Source organism: Pseudoxanthomonas sp. SGT-18, from assembly GCF_003931645.1.
Classification (GTDB): Bacteria; Pseudomonadota; Gammaproteobacteria; order Xanthomonadales; family Xanthomonadaceae; genus Pseudoxanthomonas.
Genome location: NZ_RRYJ01000004.1, coordinates 62,910 through 86,280, shown reverse-complemented (window position 1 = coordinate 86,280; position 23,371 = coordinate 62,910). Strand labels below are relative to the sequence as shown.

Annotated in this window: 17 protein-coding genes and 2 tRNA genes; 5 read left to right on the top strand and 14 right to left on the bottom strand. The window is 70.5% G+C overall.

Annotated features, from left to right (window positions below):
• Nucleotides 1-66 precede the first annotated feature (66 nt).
• Together EIM47_RS07305 and araD1 are read right to left on the bottom strand one after the other, a co-directional pair.
• Complete coding sequence (locus EIM47_RS07305; RefSeq protein WP_125076551.1) at nucleotides 67-1,506, bottom strand: aldehyde dehydrogenase family protein; 1,440 nt, start codon at nucleotides 1,504-1,506, stop codon at nucleotides 67-69.
• Between the two features lie 25 nt (nucleotides 1,507-1,531).
• Complete coding sequence (gene araD1, locus EIM47_RS07300) at nucleotides 1,532-2,533, bottom strand: AraD1 family protein (protein ID WP_125076550.1); 1,002 nt, start codon at nucleotides 2,531-2,533, stop codon at nucleotides 1,532-1,534.
• A gap of 158 nt (nucleotides 2,534-2,691) precedes the next feature.
• On the opposite strand from araD1, the gene EIM47_RS07295 reads away from it, so the two are divergent.
• Nucleotides 2,692-3,642, top strand: coding sequence for a LysR family transcriptional regulator (locus tag EIM47_RS07295; RefSeq protein WP_019397718.1), 951 nt, complete (start codon nucleotides 2,692-2,694; stop codon nucleotides 3,640-3,642).
• 41 nt (nucleotides 3,643-3,683) lie between these two features.
• On the opposite strand, the gene EIM47_RS07290 is transcribed toward EIM47_RS07295, so the two are convergent.
• Nucleotides 3,684-4,652, bottom strand: a complete 969-nt coding sequence (locus tag EIM47_RS07290; protein ID WP_205948696.1) for a Gfo/Idh/MocA family oxidoreductase — start codon at nucleotides 4,650-4,652, stop codon at nucleotides 3,684-3,686.
• Nucleotides 4,653-4,674: 22 nt separating this feature from the next.
• Nucleotides 4,675-5,733 (bottom strand): aldose epimerase family protein, encoded by a 1,059-nt coding sequence (locus EIM47_RS07285; RefSeq protein WP_125076549.1) that lies wholly within the window; start codon nucleotides 5,731-5,733, stop codon nucleotides 4,675-4,677.
• Nucleotides 5,734-6,073: 340 nt separating this feature from the next.
• On the opposite strand from EIM47_RS07285, the gene EIM47_RS07280 reads away from it, so the two are divergent.
• A complete protein-coding gene (locus tag EIM47_RS07280; RefSeq protein WP_125076548.1) occupies nucleotides 6,074-7,630 on the top strand; it encodes an alpha-L-arabinofuranosidase C-terminal domain-containing protein in 1,557 nt (518 codons plus the stop codon).
• Here the strand turns inward: EIM47_RS07280 and EIM47_RS16100 are convergent.
• The 5 genes from EIM47_RS16100 to EIM47_RS07255 form a co-directional block, all read right to left on the bottom strand.
• Nucleotides 7,581-8,414, bottom strand: a complete 834-nt coding sequence (locus tag EIM47_RS16100; protein ID WP_125076547.1) for a DUF1801 domain-containing protein — start codon at nucleotides 8,412-8,414, stop codon at nucleotides 7,581-7,583. The genes EIM47_RS07280 and EIM47_RS16100 overlap by 50 nt on opposite strands.
• A gap of 78 nt (nucleotides 8,415-8,492) precedes the next feature.
• Nucleotides 8,493-8,771: a hypothetical protein gene (locus EIM47_RS07270; RefSeq protein ID WP_125076546.1), complete on the bottom strand. Its 279-nt coding sequence runs from the start codon at nucleotides 8,769-8,771 to the stop codon at nucleotides 8,493-8,495.
• A 22-nt stretch (nucleotides 8,772-8,793) separates the two neighbouring features.
• On the bottom strand, nucleotides 8,794-9,114 hold the full coding sequence (locus EIM47_RS07265) for a DUF1330 domain-containing protein (protein WP_019397724.1): 321 nt from the start codon (nucleotides 9,112-9,114) through the stop codon (nucleotides 8,794-8,796).
• Nucleotides 9,115-9,301: 187 nt separating this feature from the next.
• A complete protein-coding gene (locus tag EIM47_RS07260) occupies nucleotides 9,302-9,580 on the bottom strand; it encodes a hypothetical protein (protein ID WP_125076545.1) in 279 nt (92 codons plus the stop codon).
• A gap of 92 nt (nucleotides 9,581-9,672) precedes the next feature.
• Nucleotides 9,673-10,107 carry a DUF1801 domain-containing protein gene (locus EIM47_RS07255; RefSeq protein ID WP_164514562.1) on the bottom strand — a complete coding sequence of 145 codons (435 nt, stop codon included), beginning with the start codon at nucleotides 10,105-10,107 and terminating at the stop codon, nucleotides 9,673-9,675.
• Between the two features lie 341 nt (nucleotides 10,108-10,448).
• On the opposite strand from EIM47_RS07255, the gene EIM47_RS07250 reads away from it, so the two are divergent.
• A complete protein-coding gene (locus tag EIM47_RS07250) occupies nucleotides 10,449-12,173 on the top strand; it encodes an IlvD/Edd family dehydratase (protein WP_019397727.1) in 1,725 nt (574 codons plus the stop codon).
• A gap of 109 nt (nucleotides 12,174-12,282) precedes the next feature.
• A complete protein-coding gene (locus tag EIM47_RS07245) occupies nucleotides 12,283-14,724 on the top strand; it encodes a glycoside hydrolase family 127 protein (RefSeq protein WP_125076543.1) in 2,442 nt (813 codons plus the stop codon).
• A gap of 243 nt (nucleotides 14,725-14,967) precedes the next feature.
• Here the strand turns inward: EIM47_RS07245 and EIM47_RS07240 are convergent.
• A tRNA-Val gene (locus EIM47_RS07240) sits at nucleotides 14,968-15,042 on the bottom strand.
• Between the two features lie 85 nt (nucleotides 15,043-15,127).
• Nucleotides 15,128-17,155 (bottom strand): excinuclease ABC subunit UvrB, encoded by a 2,028-nt coding sequence (gene uvrB, locus EIM47_RS07235; protein ID WP_019397729.1) that lies wholly within the window; start codon nucleotides 17,153-17,155, stop codon nucleotides 15,128-15,130.
• A 395-nt stretch (nucleotides 17,156-17,550) separates the two neighbouring features.
• Between uvrB and EIM47_RS07230 the strand changes: the two genes are divergently transcribed.
• Nucleotides 17,551-18,081, top strand: a complete 531-nt coding sequence (locus EIM47_RS07230; RefSeq protein WP_125076542.1) for a GspH/FimT family pseudopilin — start codon at nucleotides 17,551-17,553, stop codon at nucleotides 18,079-18,081.
• Between the two features lie 130 nt (nucleotides 18,082-18,211).
• On the opposite strand, the gene EIM47_RS07225 is transcribed toward EIM47_RS07230, so the two are convergent.
• The 3 genes from EIM47_RS07225 to EIM47_RS07215 form a co-directional block, all read right to left on the bottom strand.
• A tRNA-Asn gene (locus EIM47_RS07225) sits at nucleotides 18,212-18,288 on the bottom strand.
• A gap of 69 nt (nucleotides 18,289-18,357) precedes the next feature.
• The gene (locus tag EIM47_RS07220) at nucleotides 18,358-18,801 is read right to left on the bottom strand and encodes a type IV pilin protein (RefSeq protein WP_125076541.1); all 444 of its coding nucleotides are present in this window, start codon (nucleotides 18,799-18,801) and stop codon (nucleotides 18,358-18,360) included.
• A gap of 16 nt (nucleotides 18,802-18,817) precedes the next feature.
• Entirely contained in the window at nucleotides 18,818-23,362 is a 4,545-nt protein-coding gene (locus EIM47_RS07215) for a PilC/PilY family type IV pilus protein (protein ID WP_240626187.1), read from the bottom strand.
• Nucleotides 23,363-23,371: the final 9 nt, after the last annotated feature.

Sequence of the window (23,371 nt, the reverse complement as noted above, 5' to 3'; positions counted from 1 at the left end):
GCGTGCCGCGACCCTCGCCGCGGCTGGCCGTGCGCGCCCTCCAGCGCGCGCGGCCGCGGTTGGCCCTCAGGCCGATGTATAGGCGGTCTTGACCGTGGTGTAGAACTCCACCGCGTAGCGCCCCTGCTCGCGCGGTCCGTAACTGGAAGCCTTCCGCCCCCCGAAGGGTACGTGCGGATCGACCCCGGCGGTAGGGAGGTTGACCATCACCATGCCCGCCTGGGCGTGCCGCTTGAAATGGGTGGCGTGCCGGAGCGAGGTGGTGCAGATGCCCGCGCACAGTCCGAACTCGGTGTCGTTGGCCAGGGCCAGGGCGTGCTCGTAGTCGGCCGCGCGCAGCAGCGCGGCCACCGGGCCGAAGATCTCCTCGCGCGAGATGCGGTCGCTGGCGCGCGCGGCGAACAGGGTCGGCGCCAGGAAGTGGCCGCGGGTGGGACAATCCACCCGACCACCGCCGGCCAGCAGCTCGGCCCCGTCCTCGTGCCCGGCGCGGATGTAGCCCAGGTCGGTGTCCAGCTGCGCCTGGCTGGCGACCGGGCCGATGTGCACCTGCGGGTCCAGCGGATCGCCGACCCGCAGCTGGGCCATGCGCGCCTGCATCTTCACCACGAACCGGTCGTACACCGCCGCCTCGACGATCAGCCGGCTGGAGGCGGTGCAGCGCTGCCCGGTGGAGAAGAACGCGCCGTTGACCGCGCATTCCACCGCCTGGTCCAGGTCGGCGTCGGCCAGCACCACCAGCGGGTTCTTGCCGCCCATCTCCATCTGCACCTTCAGTGCCCGCCCGGCCGCCTGCTCCAGCAGGGCGCGGCCGGTGGGCACCGAGCCGGTGAAGGTCAGCGCGTCCAGCTTCGGGTGCGCGACCAGGGCCTGGCCCACGGTGCGGCCGCTGCCCAGGACCATGTTGAACACGCCCTCCGGCAGGCCGGCACGCGACAGGATCTCCGCCAGGGCCCAGGCGCAGCCGGGCACGATCTCGGCCGGCTTGAACACCACGGTGTTGCCGAACGCCAGCGCCGGGGCGATCTTCCAGGCCGGGATCGCCAGCGGGAAGTTCCACGGCGCGATGATGCCGACCACGCCCACCGGCTCGCGGGTGACCTCCACGTCCACGCCCGGGCGGGTGGAGGCCAGCTTCTCGCCGGGGATGCGCAGCGCCTCGCCGGCGAAGAACTTGAAGATCTGTCCGGCACGGGCGGCCTCGCCGATGCTCTCGGCCAGGGTCTTGCCCTCCTCGCGCGCCAGCAGCCGGCCCAGTTCCTCCTTGCGGGCGAGGATCTCGCTGCCGACGAAGTCCAGCACCTCGGCGCGCTGCTGCGGGGTGGCCAGCGACCAGGCCGGCAGCGCCGCGGCCGCCGCGTCCACCGCCTGGCCGACCGCGGCGGCATCGAGCACGCCGTAGTGGCCGACCGGGGCGTCGAGGTTGGCCGGGTTCTCGTCGACGAGGCTGCCCCCGCCTTCCACCCACTGGCCGGCGATGTAGCTGGAATAACGCGGTTCGTTCACGTACTGCTCCTGTTGCCGGCCGCGCTCACAGCGCGCGCACGCCGCCGGGGGCGAAGCCGGCCGGCACCACCTGCAGCGGGTTGGCCAGCGGCGCGCCCAGTTCGGCGATCTCGATCTCGAACACGTCGCCCGGCTGCGCGCGCACGCCGTCGGCGAAGCTCAGGGTGGCGGTGCCGAAGAAGTGCAGGTGCACGTCGCCCGGGCGCCGGTGCGCGGCGTACTTGAAGTGGTGGTACTCCAGGTTCTCCAGCGAGTGGCACATGTTGGCCTCGCCGGTGAGGAAGGGCTTCTCCCACACCACCGCGCCGTCGCGGCGCAGGCGGCTGGTGCCGCGCAGGTCCGCCGGCAGCGGGCCGGTGCGCAGTTCCGGGCCCACCGCGCAGGTGCGCAGCTTGGAATGGGCCAGGTACAGGTAGTTCTGGCGTTCGGTGACGTGGTCGGAGAACTCGTTGCCCAGGGCATAGCCCAGCCGGTGCGGGGTGCCATCCGGGCCGATCACGTACAGCCCCACCAGCTCCGGCTCCTCGCCACCGTCCAGGGCGAAGTCCGGCGAGCGCAGCGGCGCGCCCGGCGGCACCACGATCTGGCCGTCGCCCTTGTAGAACCACTCCGGCTGCGCGCCCGCCGTGCCCGGGGCCGGCATGCCACCCTCCACGCCCCACTGGAACATGCGCATGGAGTCGGTCAGCGTGCCTTCCTCGGCCTGCTGCTGCAGCTTCTGGTGCATGGCGTCGCGCGCGGCGGCGCTGCCCAGGTGGGTCAGGCCGGTGCCGGTGACCAGGCAATGCGCCGGATCGGGATGGTGCAGCGGGCCCAGCACCCGCCCCTCGCGCAGCAGCGGCGCGTAGGCGAGCGTGGTGGCCCCGGCGCGGGTGGCGGCCTCGTCGTCCAGGCTGCGGCCGGCGGCGATGGCGGCATTGGCCAGCGCCCAGGTCGAGTCGACGCCGTCCAGCAGGCGCACCACCTCGCCCTCGATCACGCCGACGCGGATGTCACCGCCATCGTCCCGCAGCTGGATCAGTCGCATCGGCCGCCCTCGTCATGGGATGGGAAGGCATGCCGCTTCCGGGAGAGACGGAAGCCACCGCGCATGCCTCGGCCGATTCTGCCGGCTGGACGAATATGCATCCAATGCAAATTCGTGCATAACATATATGAACATTCGTATCGACTGGAGTGTCATACGTGCCGCAGAACGTGCCGTGGTTCGTCCGCGCCCGCCTCAAGACCCGGCAGCTGATGCTGCTGATCGCGATCGACGAGGAAGGCAACATCCACCGCGCGGCCGAAACCCTGGCCATGTCGCAGCCGGCCGCCTCCAAGCTGCTGAAGGACCTGGAGGACATGCTGGGGGTGGCGCTGTTCGAGCGGCTGCCGCGCGGGATGCGCCCGACCTGGTACGGCGAGACCATGATCCGCCACGCCCGCATCGCCCTGGCCAGCCTGGGCGAGGCCGGCGCGGAGATCGAGGCGCTCAGGGGCGGCTGGGCCGGCAGCGTGGCGATCGGCGCGATCGCCGGGCCGGCGATGAGCCTGCTGCCCACCGCGCTGGCACGGGTGGCGCGCACCGCCCCGGACCTGCGGGTGTCGCTGCTGGTGGAAAGCTCGGACGTGCTGCTGGAGCGGCTGCAACAGAACCGCCTGGACTTCCTGGTCGCGCGCCTGTTCGAGCAGCACGACAAGACCCACCTGCAGTACCAGGCCCTGGCCGAGGAGGAGATCTGCGCGATCGTGCGCCCCGGCCACCCGATCCTCGGGAGGAAGCGCCTGGACCTGGCCGGCCTGGCCCAGGCCAGCTGGATCGTGCCGCCGGAAGGCAGCGTGCTGCGCCACCGCTTCGAGCTGATGTTCCGCAGCGCCGGACTGCAGCCGCCGCAGCACGTGCTGGCGACCACCGCCCTGGTGTTCATCACCAAGATGCTGCAGGAAAGCGACTACCTGGCCGTGGTCCCGGTGGACGTGGCGCGGCATTACGCCGCCTACGGCATGGTCAAGATCCTGCCGGTGGAGCTGTCCTGCCACATGGACTCCTTCGGCATCATCACCCGCACCGACTGGCTGCTCTCGCCCGGCGCGCGCACGGTGCTGCAGGCGCTGCAGGAAACCGCGGCCGAGGTCTACGGCACCGCTGCGTAGCCCGTACAGGGCCGGAGGCCGCGCCCGGGTGCGGGAACGACTCAATCGTGGAACGGCTCGACCACCACGCGCCGGCCAAGCATGAAGGCATCGGCCACGTGGCGCAGCGGCGCCAGGTCCACGTCCGATTCGCCGGCACGGACCAGCCTGGCGAAGTGGCGGTACAGCTCCGGGTACTCCTGCTCCGGCTCGGCATGGACCACCTGGCCATTGACCGCCAACCGCGCGCCGCCATGCGACAGCAGCATGGTCCCCGCCCCGGTCTCCGCCTCGATGTCCCAGCTCTGCGGCCCGGTCTGGCGCCAGTCGAACTCGGCGCGCAGGTCCAGGCCCTGGGTATCGCTGAAGCGGATGCTGGCGGCGATCGGCGCGGCGCGGTTCTGCGGGAACTCCAGCGTCGCCTCGGTGGCGAATACCGGCCGCGGCAGGATCCGGGTGACGATCGACAGCGCATTGATGCCCGGGTCGAACACGCCCAGGCCGCCGGCCTCCCAGATCCAGGCCTGGCCCGGGTGCCAGTGGCGCACGTCCTCCTTCCAGGTCACCCGCATCGAGCGCACCGTGGTGCCGGCCAGGAACGCGCGCGCCGCCTCCACCGCCGGCGCGTGCCGCGAGTGCCAGCTGGCAAACAGGGTCACGCCCTTGGCGCGCGCCTGCGCCGCCAGGTCCTCCACCTCCGACAGCGTGGCCCCCGGCGGCTTCTCCAGGAACACGTGCTTGCCCGCCTCCAGCGCCTTCACCGCGGCCGCGTAGCGGTACTGCGGCGGCATGCACAGCGAGACCGCGTCGATCTCCGGAACCGCCGCCAGCATTTCCTCGATCGAGCCGAAGTTGGCGATCCCGTCCACCCGGCCGTTGCGGCTGGCCGCGGCCACCAGGCGGTAGTCGGCATTGGCCGCGACCGCGGGCAGGTGCTGGTCGCGCACGATCTTGCCGACACCGACGATGGCGAGGTTGATGCTTGGCACGGCGTGTCCTCCATGGCTGTGGCGCGCGGCAGGGCCGCGCATGCGTTCGGGTGCGTGGCGCGGCTCAAGCCTGCGCCAGCGCTGCTTCCACCGCGCCCCAGGCGCAGCCGCGCCCGGCGTTGGCGAAGCGGTATTCGATCACGCGCCGGAAGCGCGTGCCCGGGCGCAGGATCGCGTCCGGGAACTGCGGCCGGTTCGGCGCGTCGGGATAGCCCTGCGGCTCCAGGCACAGGCCGCGGCCGAGCCCCGGATGCTGCCGGTCCAGGCCGTGGCCGTCGTACAGCTGCAGTGCCGGCGCGTCGCAGTCGATGCGCAGGGCGATGCCGCTGTGCGGCGAGTAGAGCGTGGCGCAGGTGGTCGCACCCTCCTCCAGCACCAGGCAGTGGTCGTAACCGCCGGCCACCTCCAGCTGCGGATGGCCGCTGGCGGCCGCGGCCTCGAGCGTGCGCGCGGCACGGAAATCGAACGGCGTGCCGGCGGCCGCGGCCACCTGGCCGAGCGGGATCAGCTCGCCGTCCACCGGCAGGAAGCCGCGGGTTGGCGCCTGCAGCCACTGCGCCGCGGCCGGCACCGCCGGATCGCCGGCCAGGTTCCAGTACGGATGGTGGGTGGGATTGAACGGCGTGGGCGCGTCGCACTCCGCTTCCAGCTCCAGGCGCAGGCGCGCGCCGTGGAGGCTGTAGACCGCGCGCATGTCGAGGTTGCCCGGATAGCCCTCCTCGCCGTCCGGCGAGTGGTAGTGCAGCTCCAGCCGGCCGGGATCGTGCGCGGCGACCCGCCAAAGCCGCCGGCCAAAGCCCAGGTGCCCGCCGTGCAAGTGGTTGCGTCCCTCGTTGGCGCTGACCCGGCAGGCCTGGCCATCGACCGTGAACGCGGCGCCGCCAATGCGGTTGCCGAAGCGCCCGACCACGATGCCCAGGTAGGCCGGATCGGCGAAGTACGCACGCGCGTCCGGCAGCCCCAGCACCAGCGCCACCGGGCCGCGCTCACCGGGGAATTCCAGCCGCGCCAGGATCCCGCCCAGGTCCAGCACCTCGGCGCGCAGCCCGTTGCCATCGCCCAGCACGTGCGCGTGCACGGCCCTGCCGTCGTCCAGTTCGCCAAAGGGCCGCCTGTGCGCCATCCGCCTTCCCAGTCCGCGCCGGCCGCTGCCGGCGGCGGGCAGGATAGCGACCGCACCGGGCGTCGACCAATCCCGCCCCGGGCATGCCAACCGCGCGAAAAGGAATACCCCTTGCCCCTCCAGGGGGCCTGGCGCGGGATACGCGAACGGGTATGGCTGCGCCCGACAAAGTAATTGGCAGGTTATCGGGGCCCTGACTATGCTCGACCGGCCTGCGCCCGCCGCCACCGGCGCCGGGCGCATCGCCCGGACGTCGTGCCGATCCGTCGCGGCTGCCCGCAGCCTCGCCGTCCCGGTGCGCGTCCAACCCAACCGTCCACCGAGAAAGCGAGGCAAGACGATGCTCAACAACCCGTTGTCCCGGCTGGCGCTGGCCACCGCGCTGCTGTTCGCAGGCACCGCCAGCGCGCAGGCGCCGGTCCAGGCCAGCGCCACCCTGCGCGCCGACCAGCCCGGCGAGACCGTCAGCCGCTACATCTTCGGCCAGTTCGCCGAGCACCTGGGCTACGGCATCTACGGCGGCATCTGGGTCGGCGAGGACTCGGAGATCCCCAACACCCGCGGCTACCGCAACGACGTGCTGGCCGCGCTGAAGCAGCTGCAGGTGCCGGTGGTGCGCTGGCCCGGCGGCTGCTTCGCCGACGAGTACTACTGGCGCGACGGCATCGGCCCGCGCGAGAAGCGGCGGGTCAAGATCAACACCCACTGGGGTGGCGTGGAAGAACCCAACAGCTTCGGCACCCATGAGTTCATGGACTTCGCCGAGCTGCTGGGCACCGACGCCTACGTCTCCGGCAACACCGGCAGCGGCTCGCCGCGCGAGATGGCCGAGTGGGTCGAGTACATGACCTACGAGAAGGGCTCCTCGCTGGCCGAGGAGCGCCGCGCCAACGGCCGCGACAAGCCGTGGAAGGTGCCCTTCTTCGGCATCGGCAACGAGATGTGGGGCTGCGGCGGCAACATGACGCCCGAGCACGCCGCCAACCTGCACCGCCAGTTCCAGACCTTCGTCAAGGTGCCCGCCGGCCAGACCGTCACCAAGGTCGCCGCCGGCGCCAATGGCGACGACTACAACTGGACCGAGGTGATGATGAAGATCGCCGGCAAGCACATGGATGCCTTGTCGGTGCATTACTACACCGTGCCCGGCGGCTGGCCGCCGCGCGCCTCCAGCTTCGAGTTCGACGAGGCCGCCTGGTTCCAGACCCTGGAAAGCGCGCTGAAGGTCGACGAGCTGCTGCGCAGGCACATCGAGGTGATGGACAAGTACGACCCGGAGAACAAGGTCGCCCTGTACCTCGACGAGTGGGGCACCTGGTACGAGGCCTACCCCGGCACCAACCCGGGCTTCCTGCAGCAGCAGAACACCCTGCGCGACGCCCTGGTGGCCGCGATCCACTTCGACGCGATGAGCAAGCACGCGCGCCGGGTGAAGATGGGCAACATCGCGCAGATGGTGAACGTGCTGCAGGCGATGATCCTCACCGAGGGCGGGAAGATGGTGCTCACGCCCACCTACCACGTCTTCGAGATGTACAAGCCCTGGCAGGACGCGACCTACCTGCCGCTGGAGCTGAAGGCTCCGCAGTACCGCCACGGCAACAGCGCCATCCCCGGCGTGCACGGCTCGGCGGTGCGCGCGAAGGACGGGCACGTGTACGTGGCCCTCAGCAACCTCGACCCCAACCGGCCGGCGAGCATTTCCGCCAGCGTCAGCGGCCTGCAGGCCCGCGCCGTCAGCGGCCGCGTGCTGACCGCCGACGCGATCACCGCGCACAACACCTTCGACCGCCCCGAGGTGGTGAAGCCCGCCGCCTTCAATGGCGCCAGCCTCAACGGCAACACCCTCAAGGTCGAACTGCCGGCCAAGTCGGTGGTGGTGCTCCGGCTGGAGTGAGATCCGCCGTCAACGCGTGACCCGCGAAGGGCGCCGCAAGGCGCCCTTCTTCTTGCTCCCTGCCATCGCGAGAGGTTCGGGAGACGCGCTCCAGGATGGCGGGCCGGTGGCGACGGCCCTGGCCTCGTCGCGCCCCGGGATCGCAGGTACCCGGCCGCATCCGGGTACCGCAACGCCGGAAACCGGAAGCGTTCCGCTTTTCCGGGCTACGGCCAGGTGTTCTTCCGCAGCAGCTGGACCAGGTTGCCGCAGGGGTGTCATCGAGCACGGCGATGGTCACCGGGCCCATCGCCACCGGCGGCTGGGTGAAGCGCACGCCGGCGGCCAGCAGGCGCTCGTACTCGGCCTGGATGTCGTCGACGATGAAGGCAGCCACGACTTGCCTGTCAACGCCGGTACCGGGGCCTATTTCCATCCCCCCCCCGTGCTCCACCACCTCGCGCACCCGGAATCCGGCCATGCGGCGGATCAAGTCCAGCGGCAGCGGCGCATCGAGCGGGAACTGGATGGTGTTGCCGGACGTCGCGTAGCCGCCCAGCTCGGCGGCGAAGTGCGCCACCGCGCCGACCGCAGGGTGCAAGCTGACGTGCCGCTTGTGGACCGAATAGACGTAAAGCACGGTGCCAAGGCTGAAAGCCGGCTTGCCCCACTTCAGCGACTCCCGTGCCTGCGGTGCCGCCTCGCGCAGGCACTGGCGCATCTCGCGCAGCCGCGCCTGCGCATTCCCCGGCGCGGCGGCGGCGATGTACCCCTCGACGGTCGTCGGCTTGCCCGGCTTTTCCATGCTGCCTCCTCCGGCGTGCAGGCTTGCGGAAGGCTCCACCGCCCCGGCCGATGCGGCCCTCGCCGGATCGCGCGGGGCCTACGCCAGCAGCAGTGCAGCGGCGAACGGCGCAAGGCATGCCAGGCCGATCGCGAAGGCCACGATACTCCGCCACCCCCTCGCCGCGCGATTCCGGGCCATCCGGATGCCGCAGGAGACGACCAGCACCGACAACACCACCAGCCCGCCCACCAAGGTCCAGGTGGCCGCCTGCCACGCCCGCGGGTCCTGCGGGAAGGTGAACAGCACGGCTGCCGCGCCCACCACGACCGCGGCCGCCAACAGGGTCAGCACGTCCGCCGCCAGGAAGCTGCGCATTGCCACCAGGGCGGCCCCGGCCTTACCCAAGGAGATCCACGCCCCTGTGCCCCTCCGGCACGCCCTGGACCAGGAGGACATCCCCCTCCGTGTTCTTCGTGCGCAAGGGACGGATGGCCTGGTACGCCTCCGACTCGTACCAGCTCCTGGCCAGTTCCATGGAGGGGAACTCGATGATGACCAGGTCCCCCGACCATGACCCCTCGAGCGGCTGGTAGGGACCTCCATGCACGCGGTACTTGCCGGAGAAAGGAGCCAGCGTGTCGTCGATGCGTTGCAGGTATTCCTTGATCTCGTCGCAGAACCGGGTCTCGCGTATTACCGCAACAGCATAGGCAGTCATCGATTACTCCATGGCAGCAACGCTATTCCTGCGCGCTCCGGCGGCATGGGCCGCAGGAAACCGGGGCATGACCCCCGCCTCCGGCAGGGCGCGACGGGTCGCCGGCATTGTAGACAACCGCCGTCCGTGCCCCGCCACCGCAGGGCGCGGGAACAGGAACGCTGCCAATCGGCTCCACCCGCGGCAGTCAGGCCCCGTCGCCCGGATACTCCACGGACGAACGCGGCGCGTCCGCCAGCTGCTCGTCCAGCGACTGCCGGTAGCGGATGCAGCCGCGCAGGAACACGGGCCACTCCGGCACCACCGGCCTGGCGGTGGACTGCTCCGGCAACAGGCTCCAAAGGTCCGGGTGGTACCAGCACAGCGCATGCCCGGAGCTGTCGCGATGGGCGCGGATCGCGTTGCGCAGCCTCACCACCTCCGCGACCAGCTGCTCGCGGCTCATGCCATCCAGGTCGGAATCCATGGCGCACCTCCAGCGTGGAAAGCCGGACCAGCGTGCACCTTTCCCTGCCGGCGCGCGAGGCGCGCCTGCGGACCACGCCGCCGCGACCCACCCTATCCCGCGTACGCCGCCCACTGCGCCACGATCCGGCGGAAGTCCTCCTCGGCCGCGGCGAAGTCCGCCTCGCTGGCGAACGCCACCAGCGCCCGGTCGGCCGAAGGCCAGGCCAGCAGCCCGCGCGGGTCGTCCACCGCCTCGCGCACCGTGCTGCCGGCCTGCACCTTCGCGCCGCAGTGGAACACCACCTGCAGCAGGTCCGGGCGCCGGCAGTTGATCGTGGCGAACCAGCCATGGCGGTGGAAGCTCGGCGAGTTCCACTTGATGCCCTCGCCGATCGCCGGATCGGCCGCGAGGATGGCCGCCCGGATCCGCTGCAGCAGCGGCGCCAGCGGATGCGAGAGCCGCGCGACCAGCGCGTCCACGCCCGGCGTGTCGTCTTGCTCCCGCCGCGCCGCGCCACCCGTGCCCTGCTTCCTTGCTGCCGCCATGCATGCGCTCCCTGTTGGCGTCCCGCGATGCGGGACGGAAGGAATGGATATGCCCCGGGGTCCTGCCCGCATGGGCGAGGGTATTCCGCGCGCCGGCGCGGCGCATCCGCCGTGCACCACCCGCGACCCCGTTCCGGCAGGGGATACCACGCGAGGATCCGGCCCAGCCGGGCTGGCCCAGGCGCGGACCATTCCGCATTGCAATCCTCATATCCCAACCGGCGGAATTGTTATTTTTCGGGCATGTCCCGGCCCGGTAGCATCCGTGCGCAACAGGTGGGCCGCGCGGGAGTCCCTCCCCGCCTGCCCGCCCTCTCCTCCTGGGCAGGGATCCCTAGCGCATGAGCGACTCCAGCAAAAAGCCCTTACGCAGCCAGCAGTGGTTCGGCCGCGAGGGCAAGCAGGGCTTCTACTACCGCAGCTGGCTCAAGGGCCTGGGCCTGCCGCACGACATGTTCGATGGCCGCCCGGTGATCGGCATCTGCAATACCTGGTCGGAACTGACGCCCTGCAACAGCTCCTTCCGCGAGCTGGCCGAGCACGTCAAGCGCGGCGTGTACGAGGCCGGCGGCTTCCCGCTGGAGTTCCCGGTGATGTCCCTGGGCGAGACCCAGGTGCGGCCCACGGCCATGCTGTTCCGCAACCTCGCCTCGATGGACGTGGAGGAATCCATCCGCGCCAACCCGATCGATGGCGTGGTGCTGCTGATGGGCTGCGACAAGACCACGCCCTCGCTGCTGATGGGCGCGGCCAGCGTGGACCTGCCGACCATCGGCGTGTCCGGCGGCCCCTCGCTGTCGGGCAACTGGCGCGGCAAGCCGGTGGGCTCGGGCACCGGGGTGATCGAGATGTCGGAGATGGTCCGCGCCGGCACCCTGACCCAGGCCGAGTTCAACGAGGCCGAGGCCTGCATGCAGCGCTCCAGGGGCAGCTGCATGACCATGGGCACGGCCTCGACCATGGCCTCGATGGTGGAGGCACTGGGCATGTCGCTGCCGGAGAACGCGGCAATCCCGGCCGTCGACTCGCGCCGCTTCCGCCTGGCCCACCTTTCCGGCCGCCGCATCGTGGAGATGGTGCGCGAGGACCTGCGCATGTCGAGGATCCTCACGCGCAAGGCCTTCGCCAACGCGATCCGCGCCAACGCCGCGATCGGCGGCTCGACCAACGCGGTGATCCACCTGCTGGCCCTGGCCGGCCGCCTGGGCGTGGAACTGAGCCTGGAGGACTGGGACGAGATCGGCTCGCGCCTGCCCTGCCTGGTCAACCTCAAGCCGTCGGGCGAGTACCTGATGGAGGACTTCTACTACGCCGGCGGCCTGCCGGCGGTGCTGCGCGAGATCGCGCAGTACCTGGACCTGGACGCACTGACGGTCAACGGCCGCACCCTCGGCGAGAACATCGCCGACGCGCCGTGCTGGAACCGCGAGGTGATCCGCCCGCTCGACCAGCCGCTGCGCGCCGAGGCCGGCATCGCCGTGCTGCGCGGCAACCTGGCCCCGGACGGCGCGGTGATCAAGCCCTCGGCCGCCTCGCCGCACCTGCTGAGGCACCGCGGCCGCGCGGTGGTGTTCGAGGACATCGAGGACTTCAAGGCGCGGATCGACGACGAAGCGCTGGACATCGACGAGACCTGCGTGATGGTGCTGAAGAACTGCGGTCCGCGCGGCTACCCGGGCATGGCCGAGGTCGGCAACATGCCGCTGCCGCCCAAGCTGCTGCGCCGTGGCATCACCGACATCGTGCGCATCTCCGATGCGCGCATGAGCGGCACCGCCTACGGTACGGTGGTGCTGCACGTCTCGCCGGAAGCCGCCGCCGGCGGCCCGCTGGCGCTGGTGCGCGAGGGCGATTTCATCGAGCTGGACGTGGAGGCCCGCCGCCTGCACCTGGACGTGGACGCGGCCGAGCTGGAGCGCCGCCGCGCCGAGTGGACCCCGCCGCCGCCACCGGCCCGTGGCTGGGCCAGGCTGTACGTGGACCACGTGCAGCAGGCGCACCTGGGTGCCGACCTGGACTTCCTGGTCGGCGGCAGTGGCGACACCGTCGCCCGCGACTCGCACTGAGCGCCGCCATGCCGCGCGGTGTGTTCCTCCCTTCCGGAAGCCCCGCCGCCACCGCCACCCCGGCGGTTTCCCCTTGCGACGGGGTCTTTTTCTCCTGGCAGACGCCGCCATGGCCGCGCCCGGCCCGCGCCTGAGCCGGCGCGGCTTCGTCGCCGCCCTGGGCGGCGCCGCGGCCAGCCTGCCCCTGCTGCCGGCGTTGGCCCTGCCGCCGCCGCTGCCCTGGCAGCGCGGGCCGGTGCGCTTCTTCCCGCTGTCCGACGTGCGCCTGGGCGAAGGCCTGTTCGCCCGCTCCAGCGCGCTCAACCTGCGCTATCTGGCCGCGCTGGACATGGACCGGCTGCTGGCACCATTCCGGCTCGAGGCCGGCCTGCCCTCGCCCGCATCCAGGTACCCGAACTGGGAATCCATGGGCCTGGATGGCCATACCGCCGGCCATTACCTCTCGGCGCTGGCGCAGCAGGCCGCGCAGGGCAGCGCGGAGATGCGCCGGCGGCTGGACTACATGGTCGCGGCCCTGGCCGAGGTCCAGGCCGCCAACGGCGACGGCTACGTCGGCGGCGTGCCCAACGGCCGCGTGCTGTGGGAGCGCATCGCCAGCGGCGATTTCCAGGCCGAGTCGTTCGCGCTGGAAGGCGCCTGGGTGCCGTTCTACAACCTGCACAAGACCTTCGCCGGGCTGCGCGATGCCTGGGTGCTGGCCGGCAACGGGCAGGCGCGCGAGGTGCTGGTGCGCTTCGCCGACTGGGCCGGGGCGCTGGTGGCCAACCTCGACGACGACCAGCTGCAGCGCGTGCTCGATACCGAGCATGGCGGCATGAACGAGGTGCTGGCCGACGTCTATGCCATCACCGGCGAACGCCGCTACCTGGCGCTGGCGCGGCGCTTCTCGCACCGCGCCATCCTCGAGCCCCTGCTGCGGCGCGAGGACCGGCTGGACGGGCTGCACGCCAACACCCAGATCCCCAAGGTGATCGGCTTCGCCCGCATCGGCGAGCTGGACGGCGACGCGGCCTGGATCGAGGCGGCGCAGTTCTTCTGGGAGCGGGTGGCGCTGCACCGGAGCATCGCCTTTGGCGGCAACAGCGTGCGCGAGCACTTCAACCCGGCCGGCGACTTCAGCGGCATGGTGGCCTCGCGCGAGGGCCCGGAGACCTGCAACAGCTACAACATGCTGCGCCTGACCCTGCTGCTGGAGCGGCTGCGCCCGGACCCGCGGCATGCGGATTTCTACGAACGGGTGCTGTTCAACCACATCCTCTCCACCCAGCATCCCGACCACGGCGGGCTGGTGTACTTCACCCCGATCCGGCCGCGGCACTACCGCGTGTATTCGCAGCCGCAGCAGTGCTTCTGGTGCTGCGTGGGCAGCGGCATGGAGAACCACGGCCGCCACGGTGCCTTCGTGTACTCCTACGATGCCGATGTGCTGCGGGTGAACCTGTACCTGGACTCGGAACTGCGCTGGGCCGAATCCGGCCTGGTGCTGCGCCAGCACACGCGCTTCCCCGAGGAGCCGCGCAGCGTGCTGGAACTGGCGCTGGATACGCCGCACAGCTTCGCCCTGGAGTTGCGCCATCCGCACTGGCTGGCGGGCCCGCTGCGGGTGAGGATCAATGGCCGGTCCTGGCCGGTGGAATCCAGGCCCTCGTCCCATGCGCGGATCGAGCGGCGGTGGCAGGACGGCGACCGCATCGAGGTCGAGCTGCCCATGGCCACCCGCATCGAGGCCCTGCCCGACGGCTCGGACTGGGTGGCGGTGATGCACGGCCCGCTGATGCTGGCCGCGCGCACCGGCGGGGAGGATCTGGAAGGCCTGATCGCCGACGACGGCCGCGGCAGCCATATCGCCCCCGGCCCCTACCTGCCGCTGGACCAGGCGCCGATGCTGGTGGGCGAGCGCGAGGCGCTGGCCGCGGGCATCCGCCCGGTGCCGGGGCAGCCGCTGGTGTTCAGCGCCGACGCCCTGGTGCGGCCGATGTCGTTCCGCGGCCTGCGCCTGGAGCCGCTGTACCGCGTCCACGACGCCCGCTACATGGCCTACTGGCGCACCACCACCCCGGAGCGGTATCCGGCCGTGGTCGCCGCGATCGAGGCGGCCGAACGCCAGCGCCAGGCCCTGGAAGCCCGCACCCTGGACCAGGTCCAGCCCGGCGAACAGCAGCCCGAGGTCGACCACGCCTACCAGGGCCGCGACAGCAGGACCGGGAACATGCTCGGCCGGCCCTGGCGCGATGCCGGCGACCGCTTCTCCTACTTGCTGCGAGCCCGCCGTCCGGTTCCCGAAAGCACCCCACCGACCCTGCAGCTGACGGTGTTCGGCGGCCAGTGGAATGCCGGCATGGACGTGCTGGTCGACGGCCGCAAGCTCGGCAGCATCGTGCTCGACGGCAAGGGCAAGGACGACCTGGTGGTCGAGGAGTTCACGCTGCCTGCCGGGACAGCGGCCGCGCTGCGCGGCGATGGGACGCGGGTGGAGTTCGTCGCCCATGGCGGGAAGCGCACGCCGTGGGTGTTCGAGGTGCGGGTGGTGGAAGGCGCGGCCGGCAGGTGAGCGGCCCGGGCCAGCGGGCGTAGCCGGGGGTAGCGAAGCGCCCGGGATATCGCCACGCCGGAGGCGATCCGCACACCCGGAGTCTCCGCGTGCAGCCGGTGCAGCTGCGCAGGCTGGCGTGGCTGCTGGACGCCCTCGCCCGCTGAGCCGCGTGCGCGTGGCGCGGTGCCGGCCGCGGATACGAAAAAGCCCCGCGGCGGGCGGGGCTTTCGGGCCAAGGCATTTTTTCCACCTGCCTGGAGGTGGTGGGCGGTACAGGGTTCGAACCTGTGACCCCTACCATGTCAAGGTAGTGCTCTACCGCTGAGCTAACCGCCCGTTTGCCGCTGCCGGACGGCGTCGCCGTCTGCAGGGGCGCGCATTCTACCCTGCCCCGGGCCGAATCCACAACAGGGGGCGGGCCTCAGCCGGCCAGGGCCGCTTCCTTGAGCTTGCGGATCTCGTCGCGCAGGCGCGCGGCGTCCTCGAACTCCAGGTCGCGGGCGTGCTGGTACATGCGCTGCTCCAGCTCGTTGATCCTGGCCAGGGCCTTGGCCGGGTCCAGGGTGGAGTAGTCGGTGGCCGGCTCGGCCACCTGGCGCGCCTTGCCGCGGCCCTTGCCCTTGGACTTGGCCTCGCCGGGCTCGGGGCGCGCGCCCTCCATGACGTCCATGATCTGGCGCACCACCTGGCGCGGGACGATGCCGTGCTCGGCGTTGTACTGCTCCTGCTTCTCGCGGCGGCGGTTGGTCTCGTCGATCGCCGCCTGCATCGAGCGGGTGATGGTGTCCGCATACAGGATCGCCCTGCCGCGCAGGTTGCGCGCGGCGCGGCCGATGGTCTGGATCAGCGAGCCGGACGAACGCAGGAAACCCTCCTTGTCCGCGTCGAGGATCGCCACCAGCGAGACCTCGGGCATGTCCAGGCCCTCGCGCAGCAGGTTGATGCCCACCAGCACGTCGAACTTGCCCAGGCGCAGGTCGCGGATGATCTCCACGCGCTCGACCGTGTCCACGTCCGAGTGCAGGTAGCGCACCTTGATATCGTGCTCGGCCAGGTAGTCGGTGAGGTTCTCGGCCATGCGCTTGGTCAGGGTGGTGACCAGCACGCGGTCGCCCATGGCCACGCACTTGTTGATCTCGCCCATCAGGTCGTCGACCTGGGTGGCGACCGGGCGGATCTCCACCTGCGGGTCGACCAGGCCGGTCGGGCGCACCACCAGTTCGACCACCTGGTCGCCGGCCTCGCGCATCTCGTACGGGCCAGGCGTGGCCGAGACGTAGATCGAGCGCGGCGCACGCGCCTCCCACTCCTCGAACTTCAGCGGGCGGTTGTCCAGCGCCGAGGGCAGGCGGAAGCCGAACTCCACCAGGGTTTCCTTGCGCGAGCGGTCGCCCTTGTACATGGCGCCGATCTGCGGGATGGTCACGTGCGACTCGTCCACCACCAGCAGCGCGTCGGCCGGCAGGTAGTCGAACAGGGTCGGCGGCGGCTCGCCAGGCGCCTTGCCGGTCAGGTGCCGGGAGTAGTTCTCGATGCCCGAGCAGTAGCCGACCTCGGCCATCATCTCCAGGTCGAACTGGGTGCGCTGGGCCAGGCGCTGGGCCTCGACCAGCTTGTTCTGCGCGTACAGCTGCTCCAGCCGCTCCTTCAGCTCGAGCTTGATGGTCTCGATCGCGTTGAGCACCCGCTCGCGGGTGGTCGCGTAGTGGGTCTTCGGGTAGATGGTGTAGCGCGGGATGCGGCGCAGGATCTCGCCGGTGAGCGGGTCGAACAGGGAGATGTTCTCGATCTCGCCGTCGAACAGCTCGATGCGCACCGCCTCGGCGTCGCTTTCGGCCGGGTGCACGTCCACCACCTCGCCGCGCACGCGGAAGGTGCCGCGCTGCAGCTCGTACTCGTTGCGGGTGTACTGCAGCTGGGTCAGGTGGCGCAGCAGCTCGCGCTGGTCGATGCGCTCGCCGCGCGACAGGATCAGGCGCAGCGACAGGTAGTCCTCCGGCGCGCCCAGGCCGTAGATCGCCGAGACCGTGGCCACCACCAGCACGTCGCGCCGCGACAGCAGCGCCTTGGTCGCGGCCAGGCGCATCTGCTCGATGTGGTCGTTGATCGAGCTGTCCTTCTCGATGAAGGTGTCGGTCGAGGGGACGTAGGCCTCGGGCTGGTAGTAGTCGTAGTAGCTGACGAAGTACTCGACCGCGTTGTTCGGGAAGAACGCCTTGAACTCGCCGTACAGCTGCGCGGCCAGGGTCTTGTTGTGGGCCATCACCAGGGTCGGCTTCTGCACCTGCTGGACCACGTTGGCGATGGTGTAGGTCTTGCCCGAGCCGGTGACGCCCAGCAGCACCTGCTTCGCCAGGCCGGCCTCGAAGCCTTCGACCAGCTTCTCGATGGCATACGGCTGGTCGCCCGCCGGGGCGTACGGGGACACCAGCTCGAACCGCTCGCTCATGGGCGACACCGTGGATGGGGACTGTCCAGTATAGACAGCGGGGCTGTGCCGGCCGTGACCGGGGGTGCCGGCGGCCGGCGCCTGGCGACCACCGGGCGGGCGGCGATGCCCGCGACCAGGCCGGCGTTGCCGGCCGGGGCCAGCAGCGTCGCGCCGCACTGGCGCCAGGCGCCCGGCGACTGCCGACGGCAGCCGGCGACGGAGGCCGAGGGGGCGCCAGCACGGCTCGGTCTTCGCCGAACGGCCCGCCCTGGCGCTCCAGGCGCGTTCCCGGCGGCCCTACTCGGCGCCCGCCCGGATGCGGCGAATTCCTACACCACGCATGCCGGGATGCCGATTCCGCCGGCCGGCCGCCGGCTCCATGCTGGAGTTCCCGAGCGAAAAGGATTTCGCCCATGCGCAAGGATGCGCCGGGATACAGTCTGGTCGAGACCGCCGCGGTGGCGGCCGTGGTCGCCATCACGTGCGGGCTCGCCCTGCCTTCCCTTCAGGAAGCACTGCGCCGCCAACGCCTGGCTACCGCCATGCACCTGGTCACCGCCCAGCTGGCCCAGGCCCGCAGCACCGCCATCACCCGGCGGATGCCGGTGACTCTGTGCCCATCCCGGGGCGACGGCCGCTGCGCCAGCGGAACCGATTGGAGCGGGGACTGGCTCCTGTTTCTGGACCCGGCCCGGACCGGCCAACCCGCCTCGGAGGCCAACGTGCTGCGCAACATACGCCAGCCTTTCCACCCGGACGTGCGGGTGGTGTCCTCCACCGGACGGCACCGGGTGCGCTACCAGCCCGACGGCCGCAACAGTGGCACCAACCTCACCTTGAGAGTCTGCGTGGGCGGGCAGTTGCGCGGCGAAGTGGTGGTCAACAACGCCGGCCGCACCCGCAGCCAGCGCCTGGAGCGACCACAACCTTGCCCGGAGAGCTGAACCGCCCTTGGCCCACCGCGGCCCTGCCAAACTGAACGAACCGCTCCGCCGAGCACACAGCAGGCGACCAGCGGCTGGCATACAAAAAGCACTTAGGCCCGCCAAGGCGGGCCTAAGTGCTTCATGAATATGGCGCCCGAAGTTGGACTCGAACCAACGACCCCCTGATTAACAGTCAAGTGCTCTAACCGGCTGAGCTATTCGGGCAGGGGGGCGCATTGTAGTCAACGTGACGCGCAAGGATCAAGCATCCCGGAGAATTTTTTCGGCCTGCCCTCACCAGCACTCCGACAGCGGCGCCGTGCCGGTCCTGGCCTTGGCCCCCGTATGGGTGATGGACAGGTCGCCGCAACGGTCCTCGGCCTGGGCGCCCTGGGCGGTAGCGACGATGGTGAAGGTGGTCGCAGTCACGTTGTCCAGCGCCAGGGCGTAGCGGGCGGTCGCACCCGGCTCGCGCGGCGACTGCGTCACCGGCAGGCTGAACCCCTGGTACGTGTTGTTCACCGTATGCCAGCGCTCGGCCAGCTGCGCGTACTCCACCAGGTCGGCCTTGGCTTGGGCACGGCGCGCTTTGAGCACATGGCCGGTGTAGGCGGGATATGCCAGCGCCGCGAGGATGGCCACGACCGCCACCACGATCATCAGCTCCACCAGGGTGAAGCCGGCCTGGCGCTGGGACTGCGCGCGGCCGGGCTGGAGGATGGCAAGGGCTCGCTTCATCTGTGGTCACTCCTGCTCAACGTACCTGGCGCCAGGATTGGCGGCCGCACGGCCTGGGCATGTACAGCGGGTCGGCACCGGGTGCGCGCAGCACGAAGGTGCACTTCTCCGCCGCCAACACCTGGTCGATCGTGCAACCCGGGTCGGAAGGATCGCATCCCTCCAGCTTGGGAACGAAGATGTTGGTGCTGGTCACCGGCGCCTGCGGTGAATCATCCTTGTTGAGCGAGATGGCGCCGCAGTTGCCGGTGCACACCGCCTCGCCCCCCGGGGCCAGGCTGATGCCGGCCATGCTGCCGGTGCCGCTGAGCAGGTCCAGCGCGTACAGCCAGTTGACGCCACCGCCCGCGGAACAGATCGCCGAAGTCGGCACGTAGGTGGTGAAGATCACCTTGCCGTTCTGCAGGGTCGGGGCGCCGATGAAGCGCTCCCCGGCCGCCGCCTGCCCGGCGACCACCAGGTCCACGTACCAGCCGCGGTGGACGCCGTAGTTCACCGAGTTGGGCGGCACCGGGCCAACGCCACGGGTGTTGTAGCCGTCCGCGGCCCCCAGCGCCGACACGCTCTGGTTCACCAGCACATCGCGGCCGCTGACCGGGGTGTCGCTGAGGTTGTCCCAGATGCCGTACAGCGACTGCACGGAGGTATCGGTATTGTCACCCTGGACGAAGAAGCGGCCGGTACCGAACAGCACGCTGATGCCGCCACCCGGGCCACTGGAGATCTCCAGGCCGCCGGTGATCGGCTGCACCTGCGCCCCATAGCGCGCTTGGAACAGCGGGGCACCGCTGAAAGCCACCTCCCAGTCGGCCTGGGTACCGCGCAGGTCGAACTTCCATAGGTTGCCCTGCAGGTCGCCGCCGTACACGGTGTCCACCACGCCCAGGCTGTTGTAGACCGCCACCGGGGCGATGTTCATCAGGCCGTTCTGGCCGGCGTAGCTGTTGCCGGGCTTGAGCCGGGCCAGGACCGCGCCGCTGGCGATGTCCACCACGAACAGCACCGGGGCGCCGTTGGCCGAGTTCGGTCCGTTGCCGAACAGCGCCACCCAGCGCGGCGCCGAGTCCAGCCCGTCGATGGCCACCGGCACGATCGTCGGCTTGCCCAGGACGAAGCCCAGGTCATCGTCCGTGGCGCCGGTCAGCTCCCACAGCACGTTGTTGGCGCCGAAGCCATCCGGATTGGTGACGTCCAGCGCGAACACCGAGCCGTCGCCACGCACCGTGGAGCCGGCGGCGATGCCGGCGCCGCCGGCGCCGGTACTGCCGACCAGCACCGTGCGCCAGTCGCCGCTGCCGGTGCCGCTGAAGGAAGCATCGCCAACCGCGATCGGACCATCGACGAAATAGCGGTGGTCGTACGCCGGGTTGACCAGCTCGTACATGTGCCGGAGCGCGCCATTGGGGACGAAGGCGAACTTCTCGGTGCCGCCGGCGCCGTTCATCTGCGCATCGAAGGCGTGCAGCATGCCGTCATTGGCGCCCACGAAGATCGTACGCCGGCCCGCGGTGCGCTTGGCGGCCAGGTAGTCCCTGTAGCCGCTGCCCAGTCCGGCACGCCAGGCCGGGGCACCGGTGCCGTACGACCAGAAGCCGTAGCCGTAGTCGTCCTGCGGCGTCACGATCTCGGCCTGGGAGTTGATGATGTCGCCCAGCAGCGAACTCCGGGTGCGGTAGTCGGCCACGGCCTGGCCGCGCAGGTAGCTGACCAGGGTGTCGGCGCTGGGCGAGGCCCCGAGCCAGTTGGGCGCCGGCGAAGGCACGCCCAGCGCGGCAAGCCGCTCGGTGTTGTTGGCGCCCAGCGAGGCGGAGGTGAAGGTCGCGGCCTGGACGGCCTGGGTCACCGCCCCGGTGGCATTGAGCTGGGTCGGCTGGGTAGCCACGTAGATGTTGCGCGAAGCCGGGGACGGGATCTTGCTGCCCGCATCCCACAGCACTTCGCCGCGGCCGCCGAGCGCGGTGACGGTCACCGCGCGCAGGTAGCCGGTCCAGTCGCCCGGATTGTCCTCCGGGCCCGGCTGGAAGCCGACCTCGACCGTCATCGAGTTGTCGCCGATGCGGGAACCGGCGCCGCTGCCGCCCGTGACCGCGCCGGTCAGCGAGGCCGCCTCGAAGATGGCCTGGATCTCGCGCTTGAGCTTGGACGGGTCGCGGGCGAAGAAATAGTTGTCAGGCTCGCCCGGGGTACGGCTATCCCACTCGCCGGAATCCGGACGGTTGTTGCCATTGGCGTCCTTGAAGCCGCCGTACTTGGCGGCGTACCACAGCGGGCTCTCCGGTTGCCTGGCGCCGCTGTTGCCGAGCTTGAACTTGAGCACCTTGGGCTTGTCCCAGTTGCTCGGCGGATCGGCTTGGGCAGTCAGGATGGTGGTGTTGCTGTTACCGGGGCGCAGGGCCAGGCGCTTGAGGCCGTCGTCATCGGAACCCGCCACGGCGAAACCGGTCAGCATCGCGTTGCCGGCGTACGCCGACAGGTTCTCGATGCGCACCAGCACCTCATCCTCGTTCACGGTCGGACGGCCGCCCCCGTTGCAGACATCGGAGTCCGAGCGCCAGCAGATGTCGTAGCCGCTATGTTCGTTGTTGTTCCTGGGGTTGGTGTCCTCGGTGCAGGTCGAACCCACGCAGTAGGTCAGCATCGAGACCACGTCGTTGTCGTGGTCGTTGCCCCACAGCGAGTCTTCCCAGACCAGGGAGAAGCTGCCGGCGCGCCCGTCGTCGCGCAGGGGGCGGCCATAGACATGCTGGGGGCTGACGCTGGCGGTCTTGGCGCCCACGCCCACCGAACCCAGGAAGCAGCTGCGCCAGCCGCTGCTGTCGATGCCCGCATTGCCGCTGTTGTTGGCCTGGCACAGCGGCGCCAGGGTGATGCGCCCCCCGCCGACCGGCACCTCGAACTTGGGCAGGTTGTCGGCCAGTGCCACCGCATAGGTGGTCACCGTATTGCGGTGGGTCGCCGGCTTGCCCTGCAGGCCGGGGCGCAGGTCGGTGGTGCGCGCGCCATAGGCCAGGCCGGCCAGGCGGTAGCTGCCCTCGGTGGAAGGCGTGTCCGGGCAGATGCCGCGGGCGCTGCCCAGGGCGGTCACGTTCTTGGCCGAGCACAGCTGCTCATGGGCGGTATTGGTGTCCTGGGTCGCGCTGCCAACCAGCAGCTCGCCGTTGAGGCCCTCGTAGCTGCCTATCGAGTTGGTAAGGCTGTTGCCGTTGCCGATCCCCTGCGGCACGTCGGGGATGGCGTTGCCGTCAAAGGAGGGCAGGCTGGAGGACATGACCAGGATGTTGCAGGCGGCGCAGTAGGAATTGCCGCCCAGCTCCGGCAGGCGGTAGGGATCCTGCCAGGCCGGCTTGGGCAGGCCGGCCAGGTCGTTGCCGCCGGTGAACGCGGCCGTGGCCGAGTTCTGGCCGGCGATGTAGCGCAGGGCCTCGGCGTACATCTCCGCCAGCGGATTGCCCCAGGCGCTGCAGCGCCGCGCGTTGTTACTGCCCAGGTCCCTGTTGAGGATGCCGTAGGTATTGCAGTCGTCCCAGACCTTGTTGCCGGCGTTCCACTGGGTCAGCTTGAAGCGGTTGATGGTGTTGACGATGCCCTCGGCGCCGTCGTTCTGGTTGCAGAAGCGGCCGTTGGACAGGTCCACCTCGTCGCCGGCGGCACAGCCGCTGGTGCTGTTGCCATTGCCGGCGAAGCGGCCGATGTTGCGGCGCAGGATGCCGCCGTCGCGGGGATTGGAGTAGCTGCCGGTCAGCAGGCCGAAGCGCAGCTTGTTGGTCTCGCCATAGGTCTGCAGCAGGCCCACCGGCTTGTAGGAGGAAGCACCGTAGCGCTGGCAGAACGACTCGTGCAGGGCGGTGTTGTTCGGGTCGCACACCTCCACCCGGACGGTGTAATCCGTGGTGCTCGGCGGCATGTCGTTATCCGAACCCTGGCCAGCGTTCTGGCTCTTGAGCATGCACTGGTGCGCCGCGGTCGAGGCCCACTCTGGCCAGGCACCGCTCGCGATGCGCATCTTCGGCTCGCCAGTGCTGCTGAGGGAGGCGTTGCAGAACGAGGTGGTGCCGCTGGCGCCGGGCACGAAGCTGCCGATGTCGCTGCCGGAATAGACCTTGACCCAGGCATGCAGGTCGTTGGGGATATGCGCCCGCTCCAGCACCGTGGTGTTGGTGTCGGTGGAACGCATCCCGCCATAGAGCACGTAGCGCAGGATGTCCAGGCGACTCATCGTCACCCAGTTGAGGAAGTTGCCGCTCCACTGGCCACTGCAGCTGTGCCCATTGGGGCCGCCGGCCTGGGCGGCGGCCTTGAACCTGTTGCTGCTGTAGCTGTAGCAAAGGCCGGGGTCGAAATACCCCTCGTAGCTGAAGCTGTCCTTGTAGGTGACGTCCAGCAGGCCGTCGCCATCCAGGTCGGTGTAGTCGGAGAACGCCTTGGTGAACAGGCGCTCGTCACGCGACATCACCATCATCATCAGCGGCGGTTCGCTGGTGCCCTGGTAGAGCGGGCGCTGGGCGATGTCGAAGTCGCTGACCGCCGCCGACAGGCCCAGCATCCAGCCTGCGATGGCCACTGCTGCGGC